General features: G+C 33.4%; 25 protein-coding genes. 15 read left to right on the top strand and 10 right to left on the bottom strand.

Annotated elements, in window-relative coordinates; translation table 11 throughout:
• Nucleotides 1–49: 49 nt before the first annotated feature.
• The 4 genes from OF897_RS01285 to OF897_RS01270 all read left to right on the top strand — a co-directional run bounded on the left by OF897_RS01285 (nt 50) and on the right by OF897_RS01270 (nt 3,168).
• Entirely contained in the window at nt 50–898 is an 849-nt protein-coding gene (locus OF897_RS01285; RefSeq protein WP_267263882.1) for a hydroxymethylglutaryl-CoA lyase, read from the top strand.
• A gap of 41 nt (nt 899–939) precedes the next feature.
• Nucleotides 940–1,704, top strand: a complete 765-nt coding sequence (locus OF897_RS01280) for a DUF6000 family protein (RefSeq protein ID WP_267263881.1) — start codon at nt 940–942, stop codon at nt 1,702–1,704.
• 10 nt (nt 1,705–1,714) lie between these two features.
• On the top strand, nt 1,715–2,116 hold the full coding sequence (locus OF897_RS01275; protein WP_267263880.1) for an OsmC family protein: 402 nt from the start codon (nt 1,715–1,717) through the stop codon (nt 2,114–2,116).
• A 215-nt stretch (nt 2,117–2,331) separates the two neighbouring features.
• Complete coding sequence (locus OF897_RS01270; RefSeq protein WP_267263879.1) at nt 2,332–3,168, top strand: sulfurtransferase; 837 nt, start codon at nt 2,332–2,334, stop codon at nt 3,166–3,168.
• 127 nt (nt 3,169–3,295) lie between these two features.
• Here the strand turns inward: OF897_RS01270 and OF897_RS01265 are convergent, their stop codons facing one another.
• Genes OF897_RS01265 through OF897_RS01250 form a run of 4 tightly spaced genes read right to left on the bottom strand, consistent with a single transcriptional unit; the run spans nt 3,296 to nt 5,781 of the window.
• Nucleotides 3,296–3,622, bottom strand: coding sequence for an SUF system Fe-S cluster assembly protein (locus OF897_RS01265; RefSeq protein WP_066677091.1), 327 nt, complete (start codon nt 3,620–3,622; stop codon nt 3,296–3,298).
• Between the two features lie 36 nt (nt 3,623–3,658).
• The gene (locus OF897_RS01260) at nt 3,659–4,360 is read right to left on the bottom strand and encodes a 3'-5' exonuclease (RefSeq protein ID WP_267263878.1); all 702 of its coding nucleotides are present in this window, start codon (nt 4,358–4,360) and stop codon (nt 3,659–3,661) included.
• Nucleotides 4,361–4,390: 30 nt separating this feature from the next.
• A complete protein-coding gene (locus tag OF897_RS01255; protein WP_267263877.1) occupies nt 4,391–4,738 on the bottom strand; it encodes a tRNA-binding protein in 348 nt (115 codons plus the stop codon).
• Nucleotides 4,739–4,785: 47 nt separating this feature from the next.
• Nucleotides 4,786–5,781 (bottom strand): phosphotransferase, encoded by a 996-nt coding sequence (locus tag OF897_RS01250; RefSeq protein WP_267263876.1) that lies wholly within the window; start codon nt 5,779–5,781, stop codon nt 4,786–4,788.
• Nucleotides 5,782–5,911: 130 nt separating this feature from the next.
• Between OF897_RS01250 and OF897_RS01245 the strand changes: the two genes are divergently transcribed.
• Complete coding sequence (locus tag OF897_RS01245; protein ID WP_267263875.1) at nt 5,912–7,447, top strand: YifB family Mg chelatase-like AAA ATPase; 1,536 nt, start codon at nt 5,912–5,914, stop codon at nt 7,445–7,447.
• Between the two features lie 8 nt (nt 7,448–7,455).
• Here OF897_RS01245 and OF897_RS01240 read toward each other — a convergent pair whose 3' ends face one another.
• Both OF897_RS01240 and OF897_RS01235 read right to left on the bottom strand, forming a co-directional pair.
• A complete protein-coding gene (locus OF897_RS01240) occupies nt 7,456–8,337 on the bottom strand; it encodes a GLPGLI family protein (protein WP_267263874.1) in 882 nt (293 codons plus the stop codon).
• Between the two features lie 109 nt (nt 8,338–8,446).
• On the bottom strand, nt 8,447–10,645 hold the full coding sequence (locus OF897_RS01235; RefSeq protein ID WP_267263873.1) for a S46 family peptidase: 2,199 nt from the start codon (nt 10,643–10,645) through the stop codon (nt 8,447–8,449).
• A gap of 158 nt (nt 10,646–10,803) precedes the next feature.
• Between OF897_RS01235 and OF897_RS01230 the strand changes: the two genes are divergently transcribed.
• Entirely contained in the window at nt 10,804–11,166 is a 363-nt protein-coding gene (locus tag OF897_RS01230) for an META domain-containing protein (protein ID WP_267263872.1), read from the top strand.
• A gap of 60 nt (nt 11,167–11,226) precedes the next feature.
• Here the strand turns inward: OF897_RS01230 and OF897_RS01225 are convergent, their stop codons facing one another.
• Genes OF897_RS01225 through OF897_RS01215 form a run of 3 tightly spaced genes read right to left on the bottom strand, consistent with a single transcriptional unit; the run spans nt 11,227 to nt 14,669 of the window.
• The gene (locus OF897_RS01225; RefSeq protein WP_267263871.1) at nt 11,227–11,631 is read right to left on the bottom strand and encodes a hypothetical protein; all 405 of its coding nucleotides are present in this window, start codon (nt 11,629–11,631) and stop codon (nt 11,227–11,229) included.
• Nucleotides 11,632–11,638: 7 nt separating this feature from the next.
• Entirely contained in the window at nt 11,639–14,185 is a 2,547-nt protein-coding gene (locus OF897_RS01220) for a beta strand repeat-containing protein (protein WP_267263870.1), read from the bottom strand.
• A 4-nt stretch (nt 14,186–14,189) separates the two neighbouring features.
• On the bottom strand, nt 14,190–14,669 hold the full coding sequence (locus tag OF897_RS01215; RefSeq protein ID WP_267263869.1) for a T9SS type A sorting domain-containing protein: 480 nt from the start codon (nt 14,667–14,669) through the stop codon (nt 14,190–14,192).
• A 208-nt stretch (nt 14,670–14,877) separates the two neighbouring features.
• On the opposite strand from OF897_RS01215, the gene hflX reads away from it, so the two are divergent.
• The 9 genes from hflX (at nt 14,878) to OF897_RS01170 (ending at nt 24,370) form a co-directional block, all read left to right on the top strand.
• A complete protein-coding gene (gene hflX, locus OF897_RS01210) occupies nt 14,878–16,107 on the top strand; it encodes a GTPase HflX (protein WP_267263868.1) in 1,230 nt (409 codons plus the stop codon).
• Nucleotides 16,107–16,730: a DUF4919 domain-containing protein gene (locus tag OF897_RS01205; RefSeq protein ID WP_267263867.1), complete on the top strand. Its 624-nt coding sequence runs from the start codon at nt 16,107–16,109 to the stop codon at nt 16,728–16,730. The genes hflX and OF897_RS01205 overlap by 1 nt, the downstream gene beginning before the upstream one ends.
• A 21-nt stretch (nt 16,731–16,751) precedes the next feature.
• Nucleotides 16,752–18,038 carry a cation:proton antiporter gene (locus OF897_RS01200; RefSeq protein WP_267263866.1) on the top strand — a complete coding sequence of 429 codons (1,287 nt, stop codon included), beginning with the start codon at nt 16,752–16,754 and terminating at the stop codon, nt 18,036–18,038.
• A gap of 14 nt (nt 18,039–18,052) precedes the next feature.
• On the top strand, nt 18,053–18,772 hold the full coding sequence (locus tag OF897_RS01195; protein WP_267263865.1) for a DNA alkylation repair protein: 720 nt from the start codon (nt 18,053–18,055) through the stop codon (nt 18,770–18,772).
• Nucleotides 18,773–18,835: 63 nt separating this feature from the next.
• A complete protein-coding gene (locus OF897_RS01190) occupies nt 18,836–19,504 on the top strand; it encodes a hypothetical protein (protein WP_267263864.1) in 669 nt (222 codons plus the stop codon).
• 93 nt (nt 19,505–19,597) lie between these two features.
• Nucleotides 19,598–21,577, top strand: a complete 1,980-nt coding sequence (locus OF897_RS01185; RefSeq protein WP_267263863.1) for a hypothetical protein — start codon at nt 19,598–19,600, stop codon at nt 21,575–21,577.
• An 84-nt stretch (nt 21,578–21,661) separates the two neighbouring features.
• Complete coding sequence (locus tag OF897_RS01180) at nt 21,662–22,891, top strand: hypothetical protein (protein ID WP_267263862.1); 1,230 nt, start codon at nt 21,662–21,664, stop codon at nt 22,889–22,891.
• 4 nt (nt 22,892–22,895) lie between these two features.
• Nucleotides 22,896–23,234 carry a DUF6122 family protein gene (locus tag OF897_RS01175; RefSeq protein WP_267263861.1) on the top strand — a complete coding sequence of 113 codons (339 nt, stop codon included), beginning with the start codon at nt 22,896–22,898 and terminating at the stop codon, nt 23,232–23,234.
• Between the two features lie 65 nt (nt 23,235–23,299).
• Nucleotides 23,300–24,370: a calcium:proton antiporter gene (locus OF897_RS01170; RefSeq protein WP_267263860.1), complete on the top strand. Its 1,071-nt coding sequence runs from the start codon at nt 23,300–23,302 to the stop codon at nt 24,368–24,370.
• A gap of 29 nt (nt 24,371–24,399) precedes the next feature.
• Here the strand turns inward: OF897_RS01170 and OF897_RS01165 are convergent, their stop codons facing one another.
• Nucleotides 24,400–24,924 carry a hypothetical protein gene (locus tag OF897_RS01165; RefSeq protein ID WP_267263859.1) on the bottom strand — a complete coding sequence of 175 codons (525 nt, stop codon included), beginning with the start codon at nt 24,922–24,924 and terminating at the stop codon, nt 24,400–24,402.
• Nucleotide 24,925: the final 1 nt, after the last annotated feature.

The raw sequence follows: 24,925 nt of genomic DNA, 5'->3' as shown, positions 1-24,925 counted from the left end.
CAGAACTAAATAGTTTAGTTTTATTATATTTGAGAAAATCAAAAGTAAAATGTTTCTTACCGAATGTCCCAGAGACGCAATGCAGGGTTGGGATGAATTTATTCCGACCGACAAAAAAATAGATTACATCAATTCACTGATGGAAGTGGGTTTTGATGTGCTCGATTGCCTGAGTTTTGTCTCTCCGAAAGCAATTCCGCAAATGGCAGATTCCGCTGAGGTTGCCGAAAATATCGACAAATCTTTATCAAATACAAAAGTCTCTGCAATTATTGCAAATTATCGTGGTGCCGAAAAAGCGTTGAAACATCAGTCTGTAGATATTTTGGGTTTTCCTTTTTCTATTTCTGAAACTTTTCAACACCGAAATACCAACAAAAATCAAGAGGAAGCTTTTGATGATATTGTGAAAATGGTCGAACTGACAAAAAGTGAAGGCAAGGAACTGAATCTTTATTTCTCAATGGCATTTGGAAATCCCTACGGCGAAATGTGGAAATGGGAAGATGTTGATTTTTGGACAAAAAGATTTTCAGAAATAGGAATTAAAAATATCCTTCTTTCTGATACAACAGGAGTTGCAACGCCGGAAACAATTGCTCTATTATTTGAAAAAATTCCGTTAAAGTATCCTGAAATAGATTTTGGAGCGCATTTTCACAACCGTTATGAAGACTCTTATTCTAAATTAAAAGCAGCCTATGATCAAGGTTGCAGAAGATACGATTCTGCCATCAAAGGAATAGGCGGTTGCCCGATGGCGAAAGATGATTTGGTAGGAAATATGCCGACTGAACAAGTTATCAACTTTATGAGCGTTGAAAAAACGGAACACAAACTAAACTTATTGAATTTCGAAAGTTCTTATAATAGAGCGAAAGATATTTTTCATTTCTAGAGACGTTGTCTCTTTTATTTTAAATTAATAGGGTTTAAATTATGGATGCAGATATGAAAAAACAACTCGAACTTCATTCTGCTGGTGCGATTGTAAGACATGAGTCAATGTTTGACGAAATAAAATCTCATAAAAATGGATTTGAATTGGACGCTGACTTTATTGAAAAGTGGGTGCTGCCGTTTTATATGTCTATAGGACATCATTATGATAATAGTTGGGTAAAGAATGTCCTTAAGATTTCAGAAGAAATAACAGAAGAGGTAACGTTAAAGTTGCTTGGTGATTTTAATTGGAGAACTAGGCTTGTTGGAGCATATTTTTCTGCGGTCAAAAACTTTCAGAATCAAATATACGTTATCGGTAATCATTTTTTAAAAAGTGAAGTATGTTGCGTCGGTCATATTTATGCCTTGATTTTAGCGTTCTACAACAATGAACAAACAAATGAATATTTACATTCTTATCTGAAATATTATTTAAAAAAACCTGAGTTATATTTTGACCAAGAATCAGTCTTAGAATCAATTGTTTATTTGGATAAAATAAATGGAACAAATTTCTATTCTCAATATAATCAAAGTTGGGAGGACTTTAATATCGAAAGAAATAAGATAGAAAATAAAAACGCTTTCGAAATGTCAAAATTAATTGAAAAAGAGCAAGGGAAAGAAGATGCTGAAAAGTATTTAAACTTGATTTTATCAAAAGATAATTCTTACAAGAAGAAAATTAATACTGATTTTACTGATAAGCAGATTGAGATTCTTAAAGACTTGCAATCTCTTTGTACCATTCAAAAATAAAAATAAAATTATGACTTCAAAAATAACATACATCGGCGGACTAAGATGTTCAGCAGAACATTTACAGTCAGGAACTATTATCGAAAGTGATGCGCCAACAGACAACCACGGAAAAGGGGAGAAATTTTCTCCAACTGATTTGTGTGCAACTTCTTTGGCAGAATGTGTTTTGACAACGATTGCTATCTTAGGAAAAGATAAAAATATCAATATTGATGGAGCGCATTGTACCTTGCAGAAAATTATGGCTGCAAATCCTAGAAGAATCAGTGAGATTGTGTGTAATTTTACTTTTTCAGATACGTATACAGACAAAGAGAAAGCTTTCATCGAAGAAACCGCACACAATTGTCCGGTTGCGAAAAGCCTTCATCCCGATTTGGTACAGACGATGGTTTTCATTTATCAATAAATAATTGCCGCAGTTTTCCTGCGGTTTTCTTTTGTTAAAATTCAAAATTATTAAAATTAACAGAGTCTTTGTTATTCCGTAGGAATCTAAGTTATGTTTTGAAAATCATCGCTAAGATTCCTACAGAATGACAAACATTGTTCTGAGAATGTATAATTAAATTGTTTGAATCTTAATTTTTCAAAACATTAAAATTATCAACTAAATCCTGCAAAATGTCACCAATAATTTCAGTTTCTGATTTGAAAAATTTCCCAAACGAAAATTTAATAATTCTTGATGCAAGAACAGGAAAAGATGCTTATCAAAACTATTTGAAGAAACATATTAAAGATGCAAGATTTATCAATTTAGATAATGATTTACCTGGAATTGTTCAAGACGCAGCATTTGGAGGAAGACATCCGCTTCCCGGTATTGAGATATTTGCAGAAACAATTTCCAATCTTGGAATTTCGGAAGACTCTCACATCGTAATTTATGATGATAAAAACGGCGCAAATGCAGCAGCAAGAGCTTGGTGGATGTTAAAATCTTTTGGATTAAAAAACGTACAGGTTTTAGATGGAGGAATTCAGAATGCTGAAAAAGCAGAATTGGAATTTTCATCAGGAGAAGAAACTTTTCAGAAATCAGAATTAATTAAAAATGAAAATTGGCTTCTTCCTCAATCGGCTTTGGAAGATGTTGAAAATGAGATTTTAAACAATTCTGCAACAATCATTGATGTAAGAGATTCTTACCGTTTTAAAGGTGAATCTGAACCGATAGATTTAGTTGCAGGTCATATTCCGGGAGCAATCAATATTCCTTTTTCTGAAAATTTAGATGAAAAAGGAAATTTTTTAAAGCCTGAAATTTTAAAAGAAAAATATTTAAAATTATTAGAAAATAAACCTAAGAAATTAATTATCCATTGCGGATCAGGCGTTACGGCGTGTCATACCATTCTCGCTCTTACTTATGCCGGATTTGAAATTCCAAATTTATACGTTGGCTCTTGGAGTGAATGGAGTATAAGAGAAGGAAAAGAAGTAGCGAAACATGTTTGAATTCAAGTCTTAAGATAAAATCAAACTTAATATTTCTTATCAATTTAATAATCTTACTGGTTAAAAGTAAATTTTTAAACCAAAAAAAGCTGCCAATATTGACAGCTTCTATATTTTTAAATGAATTCTAAAGCATTCCTAGTTCAAACTTCGCTTCTTCGCTCATCATATCTTTGTTCCAGCTTGGCTCAAAGGTAAGTTCCAATTCAACCTCATTTACATTTTCCACAGTTTTTACCTTATCTTTTACTTCTTGAGGTAAAGTTTCGGCAACCGGACAGTTAGGAGTCGTTAAAGTCATGATGATTTTTACATCGGCTTCATCGGAAATCTGTACATCATAAATCAACCCCAATTCATAAATATCCACAGGAATTTCGGGGTCATAAACTGTTTTTAATATTCTAATAATTTCTTCTCCTATATCGGCAATCTGGTCGTCTGTAAACTTCATTTTATCGTTTTAATAACCGTTTTCACGGCATTTTATTTAATCTAAATTGATATTTCTCTGTAATAAATCTTCCTGACGCATCCGTCTGAAAATGTTTGCCAAAGTTAAGACATCTTTTTCACAATAGTCAACTATTCGCTGCAAGTCTTTTTCTATGTAGTAGATTGATGAAACCATTGATCCGTCGATATCATCTTTTGGGGTTGGGATTCCGAAAACATGAGCCAACAATTCTAAAGAAATAAAACTTTTGTAGTCGCCAAATTTCCATAATTCCATGGTGTCAATATGGGGAATTTCCCAAGGTTTTTTTCCAAACATCTGAAATGGAGTAGGAGGCATTGTTCCGTTGATTAAAAATCTTCTCGCAATCCACGGAAAATCAAATTCTTTACCATTGTGAGCACAAAGAATGACATCACGAAGTCTCGGACTGTTAAATATTTCTCCAAATTCCATCAGCAATTTTTTCTCATCGTGACCAAAGAAACTTTTTATTTTTAAAGTGTCGTTTTTTTCTAGCATTCCAATTGTTATGCAGATGATTTTTCCAAATTCTGCCATAATTCCGGCTCTTTCATAGAAATCTTCGGCAGAAATTTCATCTTTTCGTTGATGTCTTGTCTTTTTCTCCCAAAGTTTTTGCTCAGTTTCCGGAATTTCGCTCCATTCTCCGTAAAGCGGAACCGTTTCAATATCAATAAATAAAACCTTTTCTAATGGAATATTTTGTATCATTTGTGATGAAATTTTTTGAATTAAATTTAATTATCCAACCTGAAGTCCATTTTTCACGACTAAAGATGGGCTCAAAAGCGTAACGTCTTTATGGTCATCTCCGTAAACTCCCAAAACCAGACATTCACTGAAGAAATTGGCAATTTGTTTTTTAGGAAAATTAACGACGGCTAAAATTTGTTTTCCGACCAAATCTTCTTTGTTGTAAAGCGTTGTGATTTGTGCTGCAGATTTTCTTATCCCTAAATCACCAAAATCAATTTCAAGCTGATAAGAAGGGTTTCTTGCTTTCTCAAAATCATTTACGGAAATAATTGTTCCGCTTCTAATGTCTAATTTCTCAAAATCTGCCCAGGAAATTTCAGGTTTAATGCTCATTTAGATTTAATTTAAAATAAAAATACGGTTAAATTTTTATAATTATTCTATTTCGATGTTATTATGTTATTGTAGGCAATCCATCGTTTTAAATTTCCAATCATTCTTTTTAAATGGTCTTGGTTCAGGAAAATATTTGTCCAAAATTCAAATCTATCACATTGAACGCTTATATAATAGGTCATAATTGCTAAACAGGCAAAAGGTAAAAGTTCTTTTTCTTCATTGCTTATTTCTGTTATCATTTCGTAGCCTTTTAAAAAACTTTCCGCCTTTGCTTGATATTCTTCCTCGTTCAAATTTGTTGTAAATAATTGAAATAGAAAGTAAGAAATGTCAAAGCATAAATAGCCGTTTCCACAAAAGTCGAAATCAAAAAATGTTATTTCCTTTTCATTATTAATATGCAGATTGTCAAACCATACATCAAGGTGAATACTTCCTGCTCTTATCTTTTGTGAATCAATATTATCAAGTTTTGAAGTTAAGAAAATAGATAGTTTTTCTAGAAATTCAATTTCACTGTTAGTTGTTTTGAAGAAATTTTTTATACTTAAAATAGAATTCGCAAGTAAGTTTTCAGAATTATAAGATATTCTTTTTAGTGTGAAATTTTCAGTCGATCGATGAACTTTTGCAAGTTCTTGTCCAATAAGAAAACTCGTTTCCGGTGAGAATCTTGCTGTTTTTTCACCTTTTGCATAAGAAAATAAAACACCATATCTTTTTCCTTCCGGAACTTCAATTTCCTGAATGTACTCATTCGAATTTCCTGCTATTGGATAAGAAACATGTGTATTCGAATCTTTTAAATGAAGTAAAAGTCTCAATTCTTCTTCGATTTCTAATTTCGTACGCCAATTGTGAGTATAAACTCTAAAAACGTACTTGTTTTCACCATCCTGAACGATATATAAATGGTTCATCGCAAGCCGAAATATGCTACACTCAGTTTTGTCGGTTAGCTGATATTTCTGTTGAATAATTTTACCAAGTTCAGTGGGTGAAAGTGTACTATTTATTACCGGAAATTTCTCTTTCATCAATTTTTTGTTTTATAAATACCTTATCAGAAAAGGAGCAAACAAAAATATTAAAATTTAGATATAAAAATTCATCAAAATAATTTAATACCACACGAAAAATTTTTAACTTTACTCAAAACACGCAATAATGTTGATAAAAATTTACGGAAGTTCTATCTTCGGCGTTTCTGCCCAAACCATCACAATCGAAGTCAATGTAGACACGGGCGGAGTCGGTTATCATCTTGTAGGTTTGCCTGATAATGCAATAAAAGAAAGCAGTTACAGAATTTCTGCGGCTCTCAAAAACGTAGGTTATAAAATCCCTGGAAAGAAAATTACGATTAACATGGCTCCTGCAGATTTGCGAAAGGAGGGTGCTGCGTATGATTTGAGCATTGCGATTGGAATTTTAGTTGCATCTGATCAGATTGTTGGCGAAAATGTTCAAGATTATATCATTATGGGAGAATTATCTCTCGACGGAAGTTTACAACCGATAAAAGGAGTTCTTCCGATTGCAATTCAGGCTCGTGAAGAAGGTTTTAAAGGAATTATTTTACCTAAACAAAATACAAGAGAAGCTGCAATTGTAAATAATCTAGATGTTTATGGTGTTGAAAATATCAAAGAAGTTATCGATTTTTTTAATGAAGGAAAACCTCTTGAAAAAGTAATTTTAGATACCCGAAAAGAATTTCAGGAGAAGATAAATAATTTCCCGTTTGATTTTTCTGAAGTAAAAGGACAGGAAACTGCCAAAAGAGCGATGGAAGTTGCTGCTGCAGGAGGTCACAATATTATTTTGATTGGTCCGCCCGGAAGTGGAAAAACCATGTTGGCGAAAAGAGTTCCGAGTATTTTACCACCCCTTACTTTAAAGGAAGCTTTAGAAACAACAAAAATACATTCTGTTGCCGGAAAAATGGGAACGGAAACCTCTTTAATGACTGTTCGTCCATTTAGAAGTCCGCATCACACCATTTCGGACGTAGCACTTGTCGGTGGCGGAAGTTATCCTCAACCGGGAGAAATTTCTCTGGCTCATAACGGTGTTTTATTTTTAGATGAAATGCCTGAATTTAAAAGAACAGTTTTAGAAGTGATGCGTCAACCATTGGAAGATAGGGAAGTAACGATTTCAAGAGCGAAATTTACGATCAATTATCCCTCAAGCTTTATGTTAGTAGCTTCAATGAATCCAAGTCCGAGCGGATATTTTCCGGATGATCCGAATAATACTTCGTCTGTTTTTGAAATGCAACGATATATGAACAAACTTTCGGGACCGCTTTTAGACCGAATTGATATTCATGTTGAAGTTCAGAAAGTAGAATTCGAGCAATTGGCTGAAAAAAGAAAAGGCGAAAAAAGTGAGGATATTAGAAAACGTGTTTTGGTTGCTCGTGAGATTCAAAATGAAAGGTATAAAGATTTGTCAATCAGTTATAACGCTCAGATTGGTTCTCGAGAATTGGAAAAGTTTTGCGAATTAGACGATGCATCTTTTAACCTCATCAAACTGGCAATGGAAAAATTGAATCTTTCTGCAAGAGCTTACGACAGAATTTTAAAAGTTGCAAGAACAATTGCTGATCTTGAAGAATCTGAAAATATTTTGTCACATCATATTTCGGAGGCGATACAATACAGAAGTCTTGATCGTGAGTTTTGGAATGTTTAAAATTAAAATCAATATTTATATAAGTCAAAATCTAATCTGTTATTGCTCCTTTTTAATGTCTGTTTAAAATTTTCTGCATTTTTTCGCATCACTTCGTTTGGGTCTAATTTATTTCCGGACGCATCCATAAAAGTGTAATTAGGATTTCCCTGAGCATCACGATCTGCGCTTGCTATTTTTTGTCTTGTTATTTTATTGGGGTCTTTAACGTATTCTCTCCAAAGTTTATTAAACTGCGCATTGTTTACTGCAATTTCGTTATCTCTCTTATTAAAAATCATTTCTTTATCGAAAGATTTCTTCACTGCCTTATTGACAACCAAGGTCATTATTTGAGTTTGCCTTTTGTCTTCTAGTTTTACAATTAGCCCAGGTAAACCATGAAACTTATAAGGACCGTCTTGAAAAGGAAAATCTGTAGAAAACCAGGCAGTCCATTCTCTGCCAAGATATTTTGTAGTGGCTTTTTGAGCTGAATAATTTCCAATTTTGCTTTTCTCGGGATGAATTTTCCAAATAGGCTTTTCGGTTTCTAATATTTTATAAAAGTCTGAACTTAAGCTTGTGTGTAAATAAGTTGTAAAACTGGGATATTCTTTTGTTACCTGACTTCTTACCTGACCTTTATAATTACCTGGTTTTATAAATGCTGTTGGAAATCCTGTATCTCCTTGCTTTTCTAAATCTGAATTAATAATTGAGTCTGTTACAAAAACATCATAACTGTAAAATTTAGAACCTTTTTCGCCAATATCTAATAACATCAACTCCTTTTTTACATCGGCTTGATTTGTAGAGTCTGTAATAAAATGATATTCGTATGTAAAGCGTTGGATTTGTGATGAACACCATGCAGAAATTAATAAGAATAGAAATGCGTAGATTTTCATTAATAATATTTTCACTAAAATAAATATTTTTCACTTAAAATTGAGAAATTTAAGCATAAAAAAACCGTGAAATAAAATTCCACGGTTTCAAAAATATATTTCAAAAAAATTATTTTTTCTTCTTTGCAGGAGTAGCAGTTTTAATTTTAGATTTTCCTGTATCAGCTGGAGTATTTTCGTCTCTTACCAATTTCAGTTCGTCTACAATTCTTCTTGCACCAGCATATTTATCGATCGTCCAAAGAACGAAACGGATGTCTACACTGATGGTTTTCTGCCAATCATTTTCGAATACGATATCACCGCTTAAAGCTTCGCTGTTTCCGTCGAATGCGATACCGATAAGATTTCCATCTCCATCAATTACCGGAGAACCAGAGTTACCACCTGTAATATCATTGTTTGAAAGGAAGTTTACTGGAAGGTAACCTGCTTTATCTGCATATTGACCATAATCTTTAGCATTTTGAAGCGCAATAACTCTTTGTGGAAGATCAAATTCTTCGTCACCCGCTTTGTATTTTCCTACTAAACCTTCCATTGTAGTGTAATAGTTATCTGTTACACCAAAATAGTTTCTGTCGTCTCTGATTGGTAAGGTATCAATTGTTCCGTACGTTAATCTCATGGTAGAGTTTGCATCCGGATAGAATTTTTTCTCAGGCATTGCTTTCATTAAACCAGCTAAGAAAAGACGGTTGTTTTTAGCAAAACTGTCATCCAACAATACATATTTCTCGTTTGATGTCTTTTGATCTGCAATAATTCCCCTTGCGATTTTTAAAAGTGGATCAGCATCCAATTTTAAACGATCAGGATTCATAATATAGTTCGTTACAGACGTTTTGTTTGCGAACAATGATGAGAAAGCTAAAGTTGACAAGTTTTTAGAATCCAAAGCCGTAATTGTTGGAGATGCAACATCTGCTTTTACTCTTGTTTGATAAAGATTTACCAAAGAATTCAACATTTCTCCTTCAAGATTGGTGTTGATGTTGTCGTAAGCTTCTTTTACAGCAGTTTCCAACTTAGCTTTCATTGCTAATCTTCCTGCCATATCTTGTTTTGCATAAGCATCCAATGCAGGAGCTAGTTGGTTTGCAAGAGCAAGATATTTAGCATTTCTAGTCAATAAAGAAGCGTAGTTTCTTTCTACATTTCTATCTGAAACTTGTGAATAATAGTTTTGAATTCTTTTCAAAACATCTTCATACATTTCATTTCCTGGCTCTAATGCCCAATCTTGAAATTTCTTTTCAAGCTCTCTTTTGTCAGTAATTGTACCGTTTTTTTCAACAGCATCAATTGTACCTTGTCTGTTTTTCCAATAGTTGGCTACAGAAGCATATTGAGAAGCGTAACCCAATTGAGTTGCTTTATCTTTATCCATGTACTTCTTCATAACGTCCATCGCCATTTTAGAAGTCTCTACCCAAGCCGGATAATCTTTAGATACCATTTGTTCAATTCCGTAAGAAGTTAAGTAACGGTTTGTTCTTCCAGGATATCCTAAAATCATTGAGAAATCTCCTGGCTTAATTCCTTTTAGAGAAACAGGTAAGAAATGTTTAGGTTTTAATGGAACATTGGTAGGCTTAAATTCTGCTGGATTTCCTGCAGCATCAGCATAAACTCTGAATACTGTAAAATCTCCTGTATGTCTTGGCCATTCCCAGTTATCGGTATCTCCACCGAATTTTCCGATTGCAGATGGCGGTGCACCTACTAATCTGATATCTTTATAATCCTGATAAACGAAGAAATAAAATTCATTTCCGTTGAAGAAATCTCTTACAACAACAGTATATTTTCCGTTTTCAGAATTTTCTGTCTGAATTGCTTTTGTTTCAGCTTCAATTACAGCTCTTCTATCGGCTGCAGACATATCGTTGCTTAGTTTAGAATTGATTCTCTGAGTAGCATCATCCATTCTTACCAAAAATCTTACATAAAGATCTTTAGAGTTGAATTCTTCTTTTTCATTTTTTGCCCAGAAACCATTCTTCAGGTAATCTTTTTCCGGAGTAGAAGCCGCAGCAACTGCACCGTAACCACAATGGTGATTAGTAAAAATCAAACCTTTGTCTGATACAATTTCTCCTGTACAAAAACCTCCGAAACTTACAATAGCATCTTTCATGCTGGAGTTGTTTACAGAATAAATCTCTTCTGGAGTCAAATGCAGACCTTCTTTCTGCATATCAACGCCATTAAGTCTTTTGATGAGCATCAACAGCCACATCCCTTCGTCTGCTCTCATTTGAGCAAAACCTAATAAGAAAGTGAATAGTAAAAATATTCTTTTCATTTTTTAAAATAATTTTAGTGGGGCTAATTTACTAATTTTTACTGTATTTATTATTTAAATGGTACGAAAATGGGTATCTGTGCATTATGAATAAGTTTTTAACAATATTTATCGGAGTTATTTGTTTAGGATTTGTCTTAAAATGTACCTCGGCGAAGATGGAAAATCAGCATATTCAAAGACAATGGATGCTGGTTTCTTTTGACCAGTTTTCTAAAGATCAATTGGTGAAAAACAAAGCAGAAATTAATCTTACAGCGGAAAAGAAAGACGGAAAAATAAGAGGAACCGCTTTTATGGGTTGTAACAGAATGTTTTTTAATTCTGAATTTAAATCTAAAAATAGGGTAGAGATTTCCGGAGTGGGAAGTACATTAATGGCTTGTCAGGAAATGGATTTAGAAACAAAATTTGCTCAATCATTTGAAAAAATGACTCGTTATCAAATTGAAGGTCATTTTTTGACGCTTTCAGACGAAAAAGGAAATCAGATGAAATTTATCGCTGCAGATTGGGATTAAAGAAGATAAAGTTCGCCATTATGACGAACTTTATCAAACTTAAAATTATAAAAGAGATAATTAATTTTTAGGAATCGTTTTTTTGATTTCCTCTAAAGTTGCTGTATTTGGAAGTTGTGGAATATTGTCACTTGCACTTTTTGCAACTCTGTTTTTCTGAGACTGTCTTCCCGGAATCGTTGCTAAAATTTCTTCCATCGTAGCTGTATTTGGTAAAAGTTTTCCGGAATTATTTTCAGAAGGTGCAATTTTTTGCTTTTCTTTTACTTCAAGACCTTGTTCTGAAGCCAATCCTGTTCTTGGTTTTTGGGTAGCGTTTTCCTGAGCTTCTTTCATTATTTTTGCTTCAAACGCTTTAGATTCTTTGTAGTTTTCGGCTTGCTGTATTTCTACAGATTTTTTGTCTTGCTGTGCATAAATATTTAGACTAAATGCTAAAAATGCGATGATATATAGTGATTTCATGAGTAGATTATTTAATGTTAACTAATACTTTTATTTTCCCGATTTCGTTTTGATTGTAATCTTGGAGTGCTTTTCCAAGAACCTGCCCAATCTGTACTTTTTTCATGTCGGCTTTCATGGCAACTCCTGCTTTTGACGAGGTTACCAAAAGATCACCTCTTTTAATTTCACCACCTTCAAGACAAACTTTAGTAGGAATTACTCCAATTACACCCATCGGAACTTTATCTGAAATGTCGGCATCAACGCTTTCTTCAGTTAATAAAACTCCCGGTTTTGTAGCATAAACTCCAGAAACTAAAAACGAATAAGGTTTTGAAGATTTTTCTACAGCTCTGTCACTCGAAGTGGAGATTACTAAGACATCACCCATTTCGTATTCTGAAATATTTCCTTCTACGTCAAATGCTTCTGCTAAATCGGCACCGCTGTTTTGAGTTCCTCCGTTAAAGAATGCTTGTCCTGATTTGTTAATTCTTGCCACGTTTGCTCCTGCACTTTGAAAAACTGCGATATTTCCTGATGGTCCTTGATGGTTGATCAATAATGTTGAACCAGTACCTGTTGTTGTTACGTGAACGACTGGTTGTCCGTTTGCATTATTGAAATTTCTGAAATATCCGGCTCTACCAGTTCCGAAATTAGGAATCCATCCATAAATAGCGGAACCATTACCATCTGCTGTGGCTTCTACACCGTCTCCACTTCCTCCTGCATTAGCAGTAATTCCGTTTCCGTTACCATCGGCGATTGCTATTACGGCAGGTCCGTTTCCCGCAGGATTTGATGCGTGGAATAATCCTGCATAACCACCCGTTCCGGAAGAAACTCCATAAATACCGGCAGTACCGAAGTTGGCAAACTGAGAATTGACTTCACCTTTTACCGCAGCAGAAGTTCCTGTTGTTCTGTCTACCTTGAAATTTCCTGCAATACCGTTTCCTACTGTTGATACCGTCATTGCATCGTTTGTATTTGATGTATTGAAATTTTTAAACTCAGCGGCTTTTCCTAAGCTGAATGTAGGAACCCAACCATAAATTGCGCGTCCTGCTCCATCTACATTTGCTTCGACAGCATCGCCGTCTTTACCAGCATTAGCTCTGATTGCATCACCATTTCCGTCTGTTAATGCAACTAATGCATTACCATTTCCCGTTGCATTTGAAGCGTGAAAAAGTCCTGCAAAACCTCCCGTTCCGGAAGAAACTCCAAAGATTCCTGCTGCACCGAAGTTTCCGAAAATTGATTTTACTTCACCTCTTACGGCCGCACTTACGCTGTTTGTATTACTTGAAAGAAAAGATGCAACATTTCCCAATGTATTATCCGGAATATTTCCTGTACTGTTTGATTCTACTTCAAAAGTATTTCTGTCATTTGCTGCATTGAAATTCTGAAATCTTCCAGCACGACCTTTACTTCCGCTTACGCCAACTCTTCCGTAAACTCCGATACCGCTTCCGGATGTATTAGTTCCAATAAAACCATGAACTCCGTAACCGCCACCGTCATTTCTTCCAACTACCGCTCCAGCAATGTCACTTGTGTTTCTTCCAACTACCGCTTCACCAGCTCCGTTATTATCGGCAATTACTCCGGCAGAACTTTGTGCGCTTGTAATACCATGAACTCCAAAACCTGCTCCCGTATTACTTACGATACCCGCTCCTGATCCTGTAGTTGAAACATTGATTACTGTACCGTTTCCTAAAGTATTTGCTGTAAGAACAGTATTATTATTTGCATTATTTGAAATTGAAATGTTGGCAGCAGGACCATTTGTACTTGTTGCATTTAAACCTGTTCCTGTATTACTGTTGGCATAAACTCCATAACCTGCTCCTGAAGAATTTCCATAAACTCCCAATCCAGTTGGAGTAACACCGTAAACTCCCCATCCGCTTCCGGCTTGAGATCCCCAAATACCAATTCCTAAACCTCCTGTTCCGTTGTTGATTCCGCGAACGGCAGATGAAAATCCACCCGGAGCGACATTAGAAACCGTTCCTCTTACTGCTGCAACACTTGAAGTTGTGGTATTGTTGGTTCCATCAAGAGAAGTTCCGTCTCCGTCGTTTGTTATAGAAAAAAGATTGTTGGCGTTATTTACTGTTGCAGTATAAGGTAATGTAAAACCTCCTCCTGAACTGCCCGAAGTTTTGGCATACATTGCATAAGGAACGCTTAGTAATTGGCTTGTTCCTGCGATAGAGTAGGTTGTTCCTCCTGTAGGATCGGTTTCTGTTTTCAAATAATAATTTCCGGATGCCCAATTGATTGTTGCAAAAGTTCCTGAAAGTACTGTTCCTGTTCCGATTTCAAGACTTACCAAGCCGTTTGTATTCGTTGTTCCGGTTAATCTTTCAGAATAAACTACCGTTCCTGACGAAGATCCTTGAAGTACACTTACTTTTACTCCGATGTTTTGATTGATTAATAATTGCCCGCCTGTATTTCTCATTACCGCTTGGTAGCTCATTTTTTCTGGAGCCTGAGCTGAAACTAAATGACAGCCTAATAAAATTCCGACTGTTAGTAAAACTTTTTTCATGATATTATTTTTTAATGATTTTAAATGTTTTTAGGTTTTTTCCATTTTGGTTGACTCTGATGATATACATCGCTGATGGAAGAGTAGAAAAATTAAATTCCGATTTCGATTCTTTTATTTTTTCTTCTTTTAAAAGTTTTCCCGAAGAGTCGAATAATTGATATTCAGAATTTTTGTAATCGTTTGTAGTGAAATCCAGAAAAACAAAGTCTTTAAAAGGATTCGGATACAATAAAATGTCTTTTTTGTCTGTTGCTGAAGTTTCGTTAGTCGAAAGTGTGGTAATTTCATAAGCTTGTTGCACACCTTCCATAATCTGACTGTTGCTTCCTTTGTTGTAGTAGTCGATTTGTCCGACACTGTAAGAAAGAGAGCCATTGCTTCCTGTAGCATTTGATCCGGTGGCGAGAACTGCTTTTTGAGCATTTATACTTATCGCTAAACCAAAGACCAAAAAGAAGCTGTAGGTAAAAGTTCTTTTCATGTTATTTAATTTTAGGTTGTTAAAAATCGTTTTGAGGTTAGTCTCTGTAAATGAATTTTTTACGGTGTAAAGGTAGATGTGGCAACGGCAGATTTGTAAGAGGTAAAAAACTGGAATTTAAAAGGTGTTTTGCCTGTTTTTAGATTGTCAATTTGCATTTATTGATTAAAAATGTTATCTTGTAAATCTTATAATTATATAGAATTTAATGTTAGAAAAGAAACAACATAGTTACGAAAAGGCTGTTTTGGTGGGCGTTGTCACTCAAAATCAAGATGCAGATAAGTTACAGGAATATATGGACGAGCTGGAGTTTTTAGCCTTAACGGCAGGCGCTACGGTAGATAGACGCTTTACTCAGAATTTAACTCAGCCTGATTCTAAAACTTTTGTAGGAAGCGGAAAAGCTCAGGAAATAAAAGAATATGTAAAGGAAAACGGAATAGGAACCATTATTTTTGATGATGAATTGTCTCCTTCTCAACTTAAAAATCTTGAAAAAGAAATTGAAGTAAAAATTCTCGACAGAACTAATCTTATCCTTGATATTTTTGCACAGAGAGCACAGACTTCTTATGCAAGAACACAGGTTGAATTGGCTCAATACCAATATTTGCTGCCTAGATTAAGCAAAATGTGGTCTCACTTAGATAAGCAAAAAGGGGGAATCGGAATGCGTGGTCCCGGTGAAACGGAAATTGAAACCGATAGAAGGATTATTCGTGACAGAATATCTTTATTAAAAGATAAACTGAAAATAATCGACAAACAAATGGCAACACAGCGAAACAATAGAGGTAAGGTTGTTCGTGCGGCTTTGGTAGGTTACACAAACGTAGGAAAATCTACTTTGATGAATGCCATTTCAAAATCTGATGTTTTTGCTGAAAATAAATTGTTTGCAACTTTAGATACCACTGTTAGAAAAGTTGTTATCGGAAATTTACCTTTTCTTTTGACCGATACGGTTGGTTTCATCAGAAAATTGCCAACGCAGTTGGTAGAATCTTTTAAATCTACTTTGGATGAGGTGCGTGAAGCAGATCTTTTGATTCACGTTGTAGATATTTCTCACGAAAGTTTTGAAGATCACATCGAATCGGTGAATCAGATTTTAATGGAAATCAATGCGCATCAAAAACCGATGATCATGGTTTTCAATAAAATTGATGATTTCAGCTATGAAAAGAAAGACGAGGATGATTTAACGCCGGGTTCGAATAAAAATATCTCTTTAGACGAATGGAAAAAAACGTGGATGGGTAAATCAAAATATCCTACAGTTTTCATTTCAGCTTTAACGAAAGAAAATTTCCCAGAGATGAAAAGATTGGTGTACGATGAGGTAATGAAAATCCATATTTCAAGATTTCCTTACAATGATTTCCTTTTTGAATATTTCGATAACGATGAAGAGGAACAAGAAAATAAAGAATAATGAAATTCAAATTCTTATTTCTTATTCTGATCATTCCTTTTTTAGGATTCAGTCAAAAACTTGATTTCAAAGAAATTGAGAAAAATCTCAACAATCCGAAGTCGAATTTTAATTACGATAAACTGATTTTTAAATTTAAAGGAATGCCTAAATCTTTAGACAGTATTGAAGCACGTCATTTGTACTATGGGAGGAATTTTAAAAAAGATAGAATTTCGACTTTAGATGATGATTTTAAAGGACTTGCAGATTCGTTTAAAGCGGGTGATTTTGAAGAATGCATCAAAAAAGGAAAGATTCTTTATATAAAAGATCCTACCAATCTTGATGTGATTCTCATTTTGCTGAGAGCGTATGATCAGATCAAAAAAGCAGATGATTTTGTACATCATCTTTCACAATTGAGACTTTTAACCAACGCCATTAGAACTTCCGGTGACGGAAAATCTGAGAAAACAGCCTTTGTGGTTAATTCGGTTGGTGACGAATATATTTTTCTCAATATTATGAATGTCGGACAAGATTATTCCAGGCATTCTACAACATACAAAGATTCGGTGATTGATGTCTGGACAAAAGACAGCAACACAATATATATTAAAGTTCTGTATATGGACTTTTAAAATTTTTTAAAAAACTTAGTTTTGGAGTTATATTATTCATTTTCTGCGCTAATTGTATTAGCCTCTATTTTTGCTTATATTAATTACAGATTTTTAAAACTTCCAAGTACAATTGGGATCATGGTGATTGCGATTGTAGTTTCTATCATCCTCGTTTTTTTTGGCGAGAAATTTCTTCCGAAAACATTTACTCATTTACATGATTTAATGAGCGGAATCGATTTTACTGAAGTTTTGATGGGAGCAATGCTAAATTTCCTGCTCTTTGCAGGAGGAATTCACATTAATATTAATGACTTGAAAGAGCAGTTTCGTCCTGTTCTCATATTTTCAACTGCGGGAGTCATTATTTCGACGTTTATTGTGGGTTTTGGAATGTTTTATTTACTTCCGTTTATAGGATTGCATATTCCTTTTATTTACTGTCTGGTTTTTGGAGCCTTGATTTCTCCAACTGACCCTGTTGCTGTTTTAAGTGTTTTAAAACAGGCAAATGTTTCAAAATCATTAGAAACAAAAATTGCAGGAGAATCTTTGTTTAATGATGGTATGGCGGTTGTGGTTTTCACAGTCGTTCTTCAGTTGGCAATTGGAAATGAAGTCGATTTAGGGATTGAAAACATCGCTATATTACTAATAAAAGAAGCAGGTGGTGGATTGTTGCTGGGAATTGTTTTGGGTTGGACGACATCAAGACTAATGCGTGAAGTTGATGATTATATTATCTCAGTTTTAGTAACGCTTGCCGTGGTCATGGGAGGTTATCTTGTAGCAAGACAAATGCACGTTTCCGGTCCTTTGACGATGGTTGCAGCAGGTTTGTTTATGGGGAACTTTAGTATGAAGTTTAAAATGAAATCGATCACTCAGGATTATTTAATAAAATTCTGGGAGTTGATTGATGAAATTTTAAATGCCGTTTTATTCCTTTTTATAGGTTTTGAATTATTAATGATTAAAGATTTAAATCATTATATCATTCCGGGAATTGCAGCAATTGCGGTTGTTTTAATAGCAAGATTTATTTCAATTTGGGGACCTACTAAATTCATGTCTTTCAGAACAAGGTTTAGTCCACAAACCATAAAAGTTTTATTTTGGGGCGGAATTCGTGGCGGTGTTTCCATCGCTTTGGCAATGTCTATTCCGAAAAACGAATACAGCAATGCTATTTTAAGTATTACTTATTGTGTGGTTGTATTTTCTATTATTGTTCAGGGACTTACGATTGCAAAAGTTGCAAATCCAAAGAGGATTGCTGATGAAGAACAAGAAATGGAAAGTATTGCTTTAGAAGAAAGTCATTAATTATTTGTAAATCAATGAGAACAATTCTTAAAGATATCAAAGAATCATTAGCTGTTTTGTCCATTCCGGAGAAAGCAGCTTTTTTTCCTAAATTTTTCAAAACCGGAAAAGGAGAATATGGCGAAGGTGATTTGTTTTTGGGAGTAAAAGTTCCGGATCAAAGAGCGGTTGCCAAAGAATTTTATGCTAAAATATCTTTGGAAGAATTGGGTGAATTGTTGTGTTCTCCTTATCACGAACATCGTTTGACAGCTCTACTAATGCTGATTTCTAAATTTGAAAAAACGAAAGATTTAGCTATAAAAGAAGAGATCATTAATTTCTATCTGAAGCATCTTGATTATGTTAATAATTGGGATTTGGTTGATACAAGTTGTTATAAAATTTTAGGCAGGTATGCGTTTGAAAATCAGAAAGAAAACTTGTTGAGAGATTTGGCAGCTTCCGAAAAAATGTGGTACAAAAGAGTAGCGGTTGTCGGAACAATGTATTACGTGAAAAAAGGTTATTTTGAATTAACAAAAGAACTTGTAACCCAAAATTTATATCATTCACACGATTTGATGCATAAAGCAAACGGCTGGCTTTTAAGAGAAATGGGAAATAAAAATGAGGCAGAATTGATCTCTTATCTGAATCAATACTACAAAGAAATGCCACGAACCTGTCTTCGTTACGCTATTGAAAAATTAGACGAAGATTTGCGACAGGATTATTTGAAAGGCAGAATTTAAACATGATGAATTTCACATTCAGGCAAACTAAAAAGAGGTACATTTGTTTCTCAACACCGATTTATGAAAATATACTTAAAGCAGATTTTTCTGCTGATTCCCTTATTTCTTTTGACGAGCTGTTTTGATATTTTAGATAAAGTCAATGTCAAAGCCGATGGAAGCGGAGAATATTCTTTAATTCTCAACGCAAGTAAAAGCAAAACCAGATTGGCTTCTATTTCAAAAATGGAAACTGTCAATGGTAAAAAAGTTCCTAAAAAAGCTGAGATTGAAAGTAAAATCAACGAAGCTGAAAAAATTTTCAAAAGCGTTCCTGGAATTTCCAACGTAAAAACTTCAATGGATTTTGATAATTATATCATTAAACTAAGCTGTAATTTCAAAAAAATTGAAAATATTAATGCTGGTTTAGAACAGTTGAAAGCCAAAAATATTTTAGGTAAAATGATTCCAACTCACATTTACAGTCAAAATTTAAGTGGAAAATCTTTCACAAGAAATAAGATAAGTACCTTCAAAAGCGACTACGATAAACTGAGTAAAGCCGATAAAGAAGTTTTTAACGATGCAAAATATACATCGATTTTACAGTTTGAAAACAGCATAAAATCTCAGTCAAACCCCGCTTATTTATTGGCTCCAAACAAAAAAGCTTTAAAGCTTGACGGGAATATTTTAGATTTTATCCTTCAGAAAAAACAGATTCAAAACAACATCACCTTTCAATAACAACTAAACTCAAATATGAAATCTCTATTTTTTAAAACACAAGTAATTTTCATCTTTCTCTTCGGTTTTGTGCATGTTTTTGCTCAAAATAGCATGAAAACTCCCGAAAATCCTATTTTTTATATGGAAGTGAACGGAAAACAATTGAATCAAAAAGTCAATTGGGAAAAATTCAATCCGCTGCTAAAAGAAATGGGCAAAAAAGACAAAAAAGCTTCATGGAATGATTACTCTAAAACGGGAATAAAGTATGATGCAACTCAATATCATTATGCCACGATGAATGATTCTGTAAAGTCTTACAATATGCATTTTGCTTTAGATAATCAGGAAAAATTTCTCGAATTTATTAATTCAATAAAGAAAAAAGGACAGGAAGTTACCAAGAAAAACAACTATTCATACATTGATATTGATAATGATGTTTTTGTAGCATGGAGCGGAAGTCGTGCGGTTTTAAGTTTGATCAGTTATCAAAAACCGTACAAATGGGATGATGGTTATGCGACCGATAGTGTTATTGCGGCGATTGATAGTACAGCTAATGTTGCCATTGACAGTGCTTATATTGAGGAAGCAAAACCTTTTGATTATAAAGAAGAAATACAGTATCTAAAGGATGATATTAAATATTTAAAAGAAAGCATTAAAGATAATAATGCGGAGATTTTAAAGTTGCAAAAAGACATTAATTATCTTGAAAAGCATCACAAATATCCTGAAGAAAAGAAAGAGAAAGAGCTGGATGTTACCGTTGAGGATTCTGTGTATGCTCCGAAAGTAGAAGTCTTGCCGCCTCCAATTTCCCAAGATGATTACTACGAAGAAGAATCTTACGCTCTAGATTCAACTTATCAGAAAGAAATGGATTCGCTGAATATTGAGAAATTTAAAATTGTAAAGAAGTTTGCGGAAGATAGTTTTGATCAATATTTTAATTCAAATAAGGAGATTTCGGTTACCAAAGATATGTTGAGCTTCAGAGATCCTAATTCTGATGTTTTTATTTATGCAGATTACGGTAAAATCATCAATGACGGAATCTACAAAAAAATGCCTGTAAACTTCAATTTCACAGGTCTTTTAGGTAAATTATATAATTCAAATACTTCTTACAACTTATATTTTGACAAAGATAAAGTAAGACTCGTTAATAATTATCAGCACAAAGATTCTGAAACGCAAAAAAACATTTCTGACGTTTATAAAGGCAAAAAGAATAAAAAATTGGCTGCGTTAATCAACGATAAAAGCATCGGTTATTATGTGATGAACGTGAATGGTTCTAAATATTTTGATATGATGTATGGAATGCTCAAAAATTCGGGAGATTCTGAATATCAAAAAGAAGCAGAGTTGGTTATCGAAACCATGAAAATCGTTTTGGATGAAGAAGCCATCTCTAAAATTGCTCCAGGAAACGGAATTTTTGTTCTGAATGAATTGAAATCTAAAAACGTAGAATATACCGATTACGATTACGACGAAAATTACAACGAAAAAGAAGTAAAGAAAACGAAAGATGTAATGGTTCCAGACTTTACTTTTGCATTCGCTACAGAAAATGAGAACTATTGGAAGCGCGTTTTTAATGTCTTGACTTCTAATAAAGCTTTTGCTAAAAACTTCTCGAAAAGTGGCGAATTTTACGCCTTCAAAGATGAGAAAAATAAAAACACGTATGTTGAACAATTATTTTTCACCGTACAAGACGGAATCGTTTATGTAACCACTTCAAAAGATAATATCAACACCAATAATCAGTCTGAAATTTCTAAGCAATGGATGAAAGATTCTTCAAAATATCCTTTATCTGGAAGACTGAATATTCAGAAGCTTTTGGGTGGATTGGATAAAGAATTTAAGAGAAAATCTGAAAAAGGAACGCTTGACATTTTAAGAAAAAATGCAGGAGAAGTTTATTTTAAAACGGAGTCTAAAGGAGGAAGTATTCAGACTGAAATGAATTATAATATCAAATCAAATTCTGAAAACAGTTTGATGTATTTCTTTGATCTGATCGATGATTTTTATAAAAATTCACAGACTGACAAATCATCAAAAACTTTGTAAATATCAATAGAAACGGACTTTAGTCCGTTTTTTGAAATTTCTAATCAATTTTGGCTTTAGCCAAAACTTATAATTTATAAAAGATTGATACGAAAAAAACATATTGCTTTTTTTATAGCAATTCTGCTTTCAATTGGAGTTTATTTTCTGTTTTTTCAAAAAGATAAAAATCTGAAATACATTCCTGAAAATGCAGATATTGTGGTTTTGCTTGATGTGAAAAAAGCGACAAGACAATATATTTCCAGCTTTATAACGCATCCTTCGAAATGGTTTGAAGAAGGAAAAAAAGATAAAAATAAAATTTCAATTAAAAATTCAGGTCTGGAAATCCCTGATTTCCTTCAGGTTTTTCATTTGAAAAAGACAAAAATTTCTGAGTGGTATGCAATTTTAGAAATTGATGATCAAGAGAAATTTTCAGCGTTTTTGAAAAATCGACAATTTGTAAATGATGGGAAAGATAGATTTAAAAATAGTCAGTTTTTCATTAAAATCGAAGGTGAAAAATGCATTGTCGGAACTTCAAATCTGAATTTTGACAATATTGGAAAAGCATTTTCTCAGAAATTTAGAAATAATAAATTAAATGCAGATTCATTTATAAAAGACGGATTAGGGAGTATTTCTTTCATTTCTGAATTAAGAACTCAAAACTTTTCAATTAACTTAAATGATGATGAAATTGAAATTAAGAATGAAGGAAATGCTATAGATTTTGAGTCATTAATCTCTGATTTAGAAAAGAAAACTCAATTTTTGCAGTCTGAATTAGATTCAGAAAATATCAAAAAAATAAGTTCTTTTTTCAATGAAAATTTAAATGATTCTCTATCTGTTAATTCTCTGAAAATGAGTGCGAATCTTTCGGAAGTTAACGATACGATAATCAGTTATGGTTACGATGACAATTTTAATGAGATAGAAAAAATAAGTTATCAGAAAATCGTTCAGCCGGATTATGAAATTTTACTTCAAACGTCAAATCCTGAAAAAACCTGGAGTTATTTTCAAAATAAAAAATGGATTACTGCGCAAAATCAATTTACAGCGATTCCGTTTCAACCTAATTTAATTAGTAAAAACGGAAATCAGATTTTAATTAAATCAACTCGAGAGTCAGATAAAGTAGAAGAAAACAAAAATCAAAATTTCGTTTTTGTGAAAAATAATCCTTTATTATTTTCGTCATTTAAGACTTTAAATAATCCGATTTTTAAAAACATCGAATATATTTTTTACGGAAATAAAAATCAAGATTATTCAGTGAAAATTAAATTCAAGAAAGATAAATATCCATTAATTCTCAGATAAATAAATGTGTCCTCCTGAAATTGCTTTATTAAAAACATGTACTCATTACTTTCTGCATTTAGGTTTCCCTGCAGTGATTGCCTTTGTTTTTTACCGCAAACGGTGGAAAAAAGCATATTTAATTCTTTTGGCAACGATGTTGGTCGATCTCGATCATTTGTTTGCAGATCCAATTTTTGACCCCAACAGAATGAGTGTTGGTTTTCATTTTTTACATTCTTATTATGCGATTGCGGTGTATTTTTTGCTGTTATTTTTCAAAGGAAACTTAAGATTAATTGGCATAGGATTACTTTTTCACATGCTCACAGATTTTCAGGATTTTGAGTTGTGGTGTCATTAAAATATTATTAATATTTTCTCTTAAGATTGCGGTTTCCATAGATTTTTTGTATTTTAGGGACACTTATGAAATTAAAAGACTTTTTACACTATACCTACATTTTTCCTGTATTGGCAGTAATTTATTACTTCCTTAATTTAATGGGAAGCGGAGTCATCTACGATGTTATTGCTGGAATTCTTCTTACGGGAAGCGTTTTGTCTGCAGTTCATCATGCAGAAGTTGTTGCCCACAAAGTTGGCGAACCTTATGGTACGATTATTCTTGCGCTCTGTATAACGATTATTGAGGTTGCGTTGATTGTATCACTGATGGTTGCAGGTGGTGAACAAGCCATTACTTTAGCCAGAGATACGGTTTTTGCTGCTGTAATGATTATTCTCAACGGAATTATCGGTATCTGTGTTTTAGTGGGTGGTGTGAAGTATTTCGAGCAGTTTTTTGCACGAACTTCTGCAACAACGTATTTGGTAAGTATCGTTTCAATATTGGTGATTACTTTGGTGCTTCCTAATTTTACTTCCAGCGTAAATGGTCCTTATTATAACAATGCGCAATTGGTTTTTGTTTCCATTGCCTGTATTGTCATTTATGGAGTATTTTTAATGGTTCAGACGGTAAGACACAGAAGTTATTTTGTGCCTGCTGACGGAAATGCAGAAGAGCATTTTGTGCCGAATAAAACACAGGCGATTGTAAGTTTTCTCTTTTTGGTAGTTTGTCTTGTGATTGTTGTGCTTTTGGCAAAAGGACTTTCAAAAACTATTGAAGATATGGTGCAGAGTATGGGAGCGCCAAAATCTTTAGTGGGAGTTATTATTGCGGGAGTAGTTTTGCTTCCTGAAGGTGTTGCGGCAATTCGTGCAGCTAGAAATAATCAGATACAGTCGAGTTTAAATTTAGCTTTAGGGTCAGCTTTGGCAAGTATTGGTTTGAGTATTCCGGCGATTTCTGCGGTAAGTATTATGTATGATATTCCTTTGGTTTTGGGATTAGATAAGAAAGATATTATTTTACTTACCTTATCTGTATTCATCGTAATGTTGTCTTTAAGTCGAGGAAAAACAAATGTTTTGTACGGAACAGTTTTACTTGTGAATTTAGCGGCATATATTTTTACGGTAATCGTCCCTTAATAAATCCTAAAATCATTTATAAAATCATTTTATAGCTTGTATTTCTTAGAAACTATTTTTTGAGAATAAATTTTCAAGCCTTGTAATTGTGAACTTAAATTTCTTTCTTTATCAATATCAGAAGGTTTATAGATTAGTTTAATACTTTTCGGGGGTAAATTTTTATTGAATCTTCGATTATAAAAAATGATGTACTCTGTATTGATTTGAAACTTTACTTTCTCTTTTGGTTTTGCAATGACAAAATCTTCTATATTTAATTTTCTAATTTCTTGAAGCTGATAAGGTGGAACTTCCCACTGATCAATTGAATTTTTAGGAGAAACCTCGACTTTATAAAAGTAATTATATTCGTTAGGGTTAAGTTTACCTGGATGGTCAGTAGGTAAAGGCAAAATGATCTCTTCATTAGAATTATTAATGAGTTCACAATACAAAATGTAATGTGTAGATTCATTTTCGATAGTTTTTTCAATGTTTACTATTTCTATTTTTTGTCCAAAATAAAAACAAAAGTTTAAAATTAATGCAGCAATTAGAAGTTTTAGTTTCATG

This window comes from Chryseobacterium formosum (assembly GCF_026460885.1).
GTDB classification, from domain to species: Bacteria; Bacteroidota; Bacteroidia; order Flavobacteriales; family Weeksellaceae; genus Chryseobacterium; species Chryseobacterium formosus.
The sequence above is the reverse complement of the archived record's forward strand: the minus strand, read 5'-3'. Positions and strand labels throughout refer to the sequence as shown.

Excerpts from the sequence above, each read along its gene's own strand:
- OF897_RS01280 (WP_267263881.1), top strand. The coding sequence starts at position 940 with ATGGATGCAGATATGAAAAAACAACTCGAACTTCATTCTGCTGGTGCG.
- OF897_RS01215 (WP_267263869.1), bottom strand. The coding sequence starts at position 14,669 with ATGAAAAGAACTTTTACCTACAGCTTCTTTTTGGTCTTTGGTTTAGCG.
- OF897_RS01285 (WP_267263882.1), top strand. The coding sequence starts at position 50 with ATGTTTCTTACCGAATGTCCCAGAGACGCAATGCAGGGTTGGGATGAA.
- OF897_RS01245 (WP_267263875.1), top strand. The coding sequence starts at position 5,912 with ATGTTGATAAAAATTTACGGAAGTTCTATCTTCGGCGTTTCTGCCCAA.
- OF897_RS01265 (WP_066677091.1), bottom strand. The coding sequence starts at position 3,622 with ATGAAGTTTACAGACGACCAGATTGCCGATATAGGAGAAGAAATTATT.
- OF897_RS01220 (WP_267263870.1), bottom strand. The coding sequence starts at position 14,185 with ATGAAAAAAGTTTTACTAACAGTCGGAATTTTATTAGGCTGTCATTTA.
- OF897_RS01175 (WP_267263861.1), top strand. The coding sequence starts at position 22,896 with ATGTGTCCTCCTGAAATTGCTTTATTAAAAACATGTACTCATTACTTT.
- OF897_RS01230 (WP_267263872.1), top strand. The coding sequence starts at position 10,804 with ATGGAAAATCAGCATATTCAAAGACAATGGATGCTGGTTTCTTTTGAC.
- OF897_RS01270 (WP_267263879.1), top strand. The coding sequence starts at position 2,332 with ATGTCACCAATAATTTCAGTTTCTGATTTGAAAAATTTCCCAAACGAA.
- OF897_RS01275 (WP_267263880.1), top strand. The coding sequence starts at position 1,715 with ATGACTTCAAAAATAACATACATCGGCGGACTAAGATGTTCAGCAGAA.
- OF897_RS01195 (WP_267263865.1), top strand. The coding sequence starts at position 18,053 with ATGAGAACAATTCTTAAAGATATCAAAGAATCATTAGCTGTTTTGTCC.
- OF897_RS01255 (WP_267263877.1), bottom strand. The coding sequence starts at position 4,738 with ATGAGCATTAAACCTGAAATTTCCTGGGCAGATTTTGAGAAATTAGAC.
- OF897_RS01190 (WP_267263864.1), top strand. The coding sequence starts at position 18,836 with ATGAAAATATACTTAAAGCAGATTTTTCTGCTGATTCCCTTATTTCTT.
- OF897_RS01170 (WP_267263860.1), top strand. The coding sequence starts at position 23,300 with ATGAAATTAAAAGACTTTTTACACTATACCTACATTTTTCCTGTATTG.
- OF897_RS01225 (WP_267263871.1), bottom strand. The coding sequence starts at position 11,631 with ATGAAATCACTATATATCATCGCATTTTTAGCATTTAGTCTAAATATT.
- OF897_RS01235 (WP_267263873.1), bottom strand. The coding sequence starts at position 10,645 with ATGAAAAGAATATTTTTACTATTCACTTTCTTATTAGGTTTTGCTCAA.
- OF897_RS01240 (WP_267263874.1), bottom strand. The coding sequence starts at position 8,337 with ATGAAAATCTACGCATTTCTATTCTTATTAATTTCTGCATGGTGTTCA.
- OF897_RS01260 (WP_267263878.1), bottom strand. The coding sequence starts at position 4,360 with ATGATACAAAATATTCCATTAGAAAAGGTTTTATTTATTGATATTGAA.
- OF897_RS01205 (WP_267263867.1), top strand. The coding sequence starts at position 16,107 with ATGAAATTCAAATTCTTATTTCTTATTCTGATCATTCCTTTTTTAGGA.
- OF897_RS01185 (WP_267263863.1), top strand. The coding sequence starts at position 19,598 with ATGAAAACTCCCGAAAATCCTATTTTTTATATGGAAGTGAACGGAAAA.
- OF897_RS01250 (WP_267263876.1), bottom strand. The coding sequence starts at position 5,781 with ATGAAAGAGAAATTTCCGGTAATAAATAGTACACTTTCACCCACTGAA.
- OF897_RS01165 (WP_267263859.1), bottom strand. The coding sequence starts at position 24,924 with ATGAAACTAAAACTTCTAATTGCTGCATTAATTTTAAACTTTTGTTTT.
- hflX (WP_267263868.1), top strand. The coding sequence starts at position 14,878 with ATGTTAGAAAAGAAACAACATAGTTACGAAAAGGCTGTTTTGGTGGGC.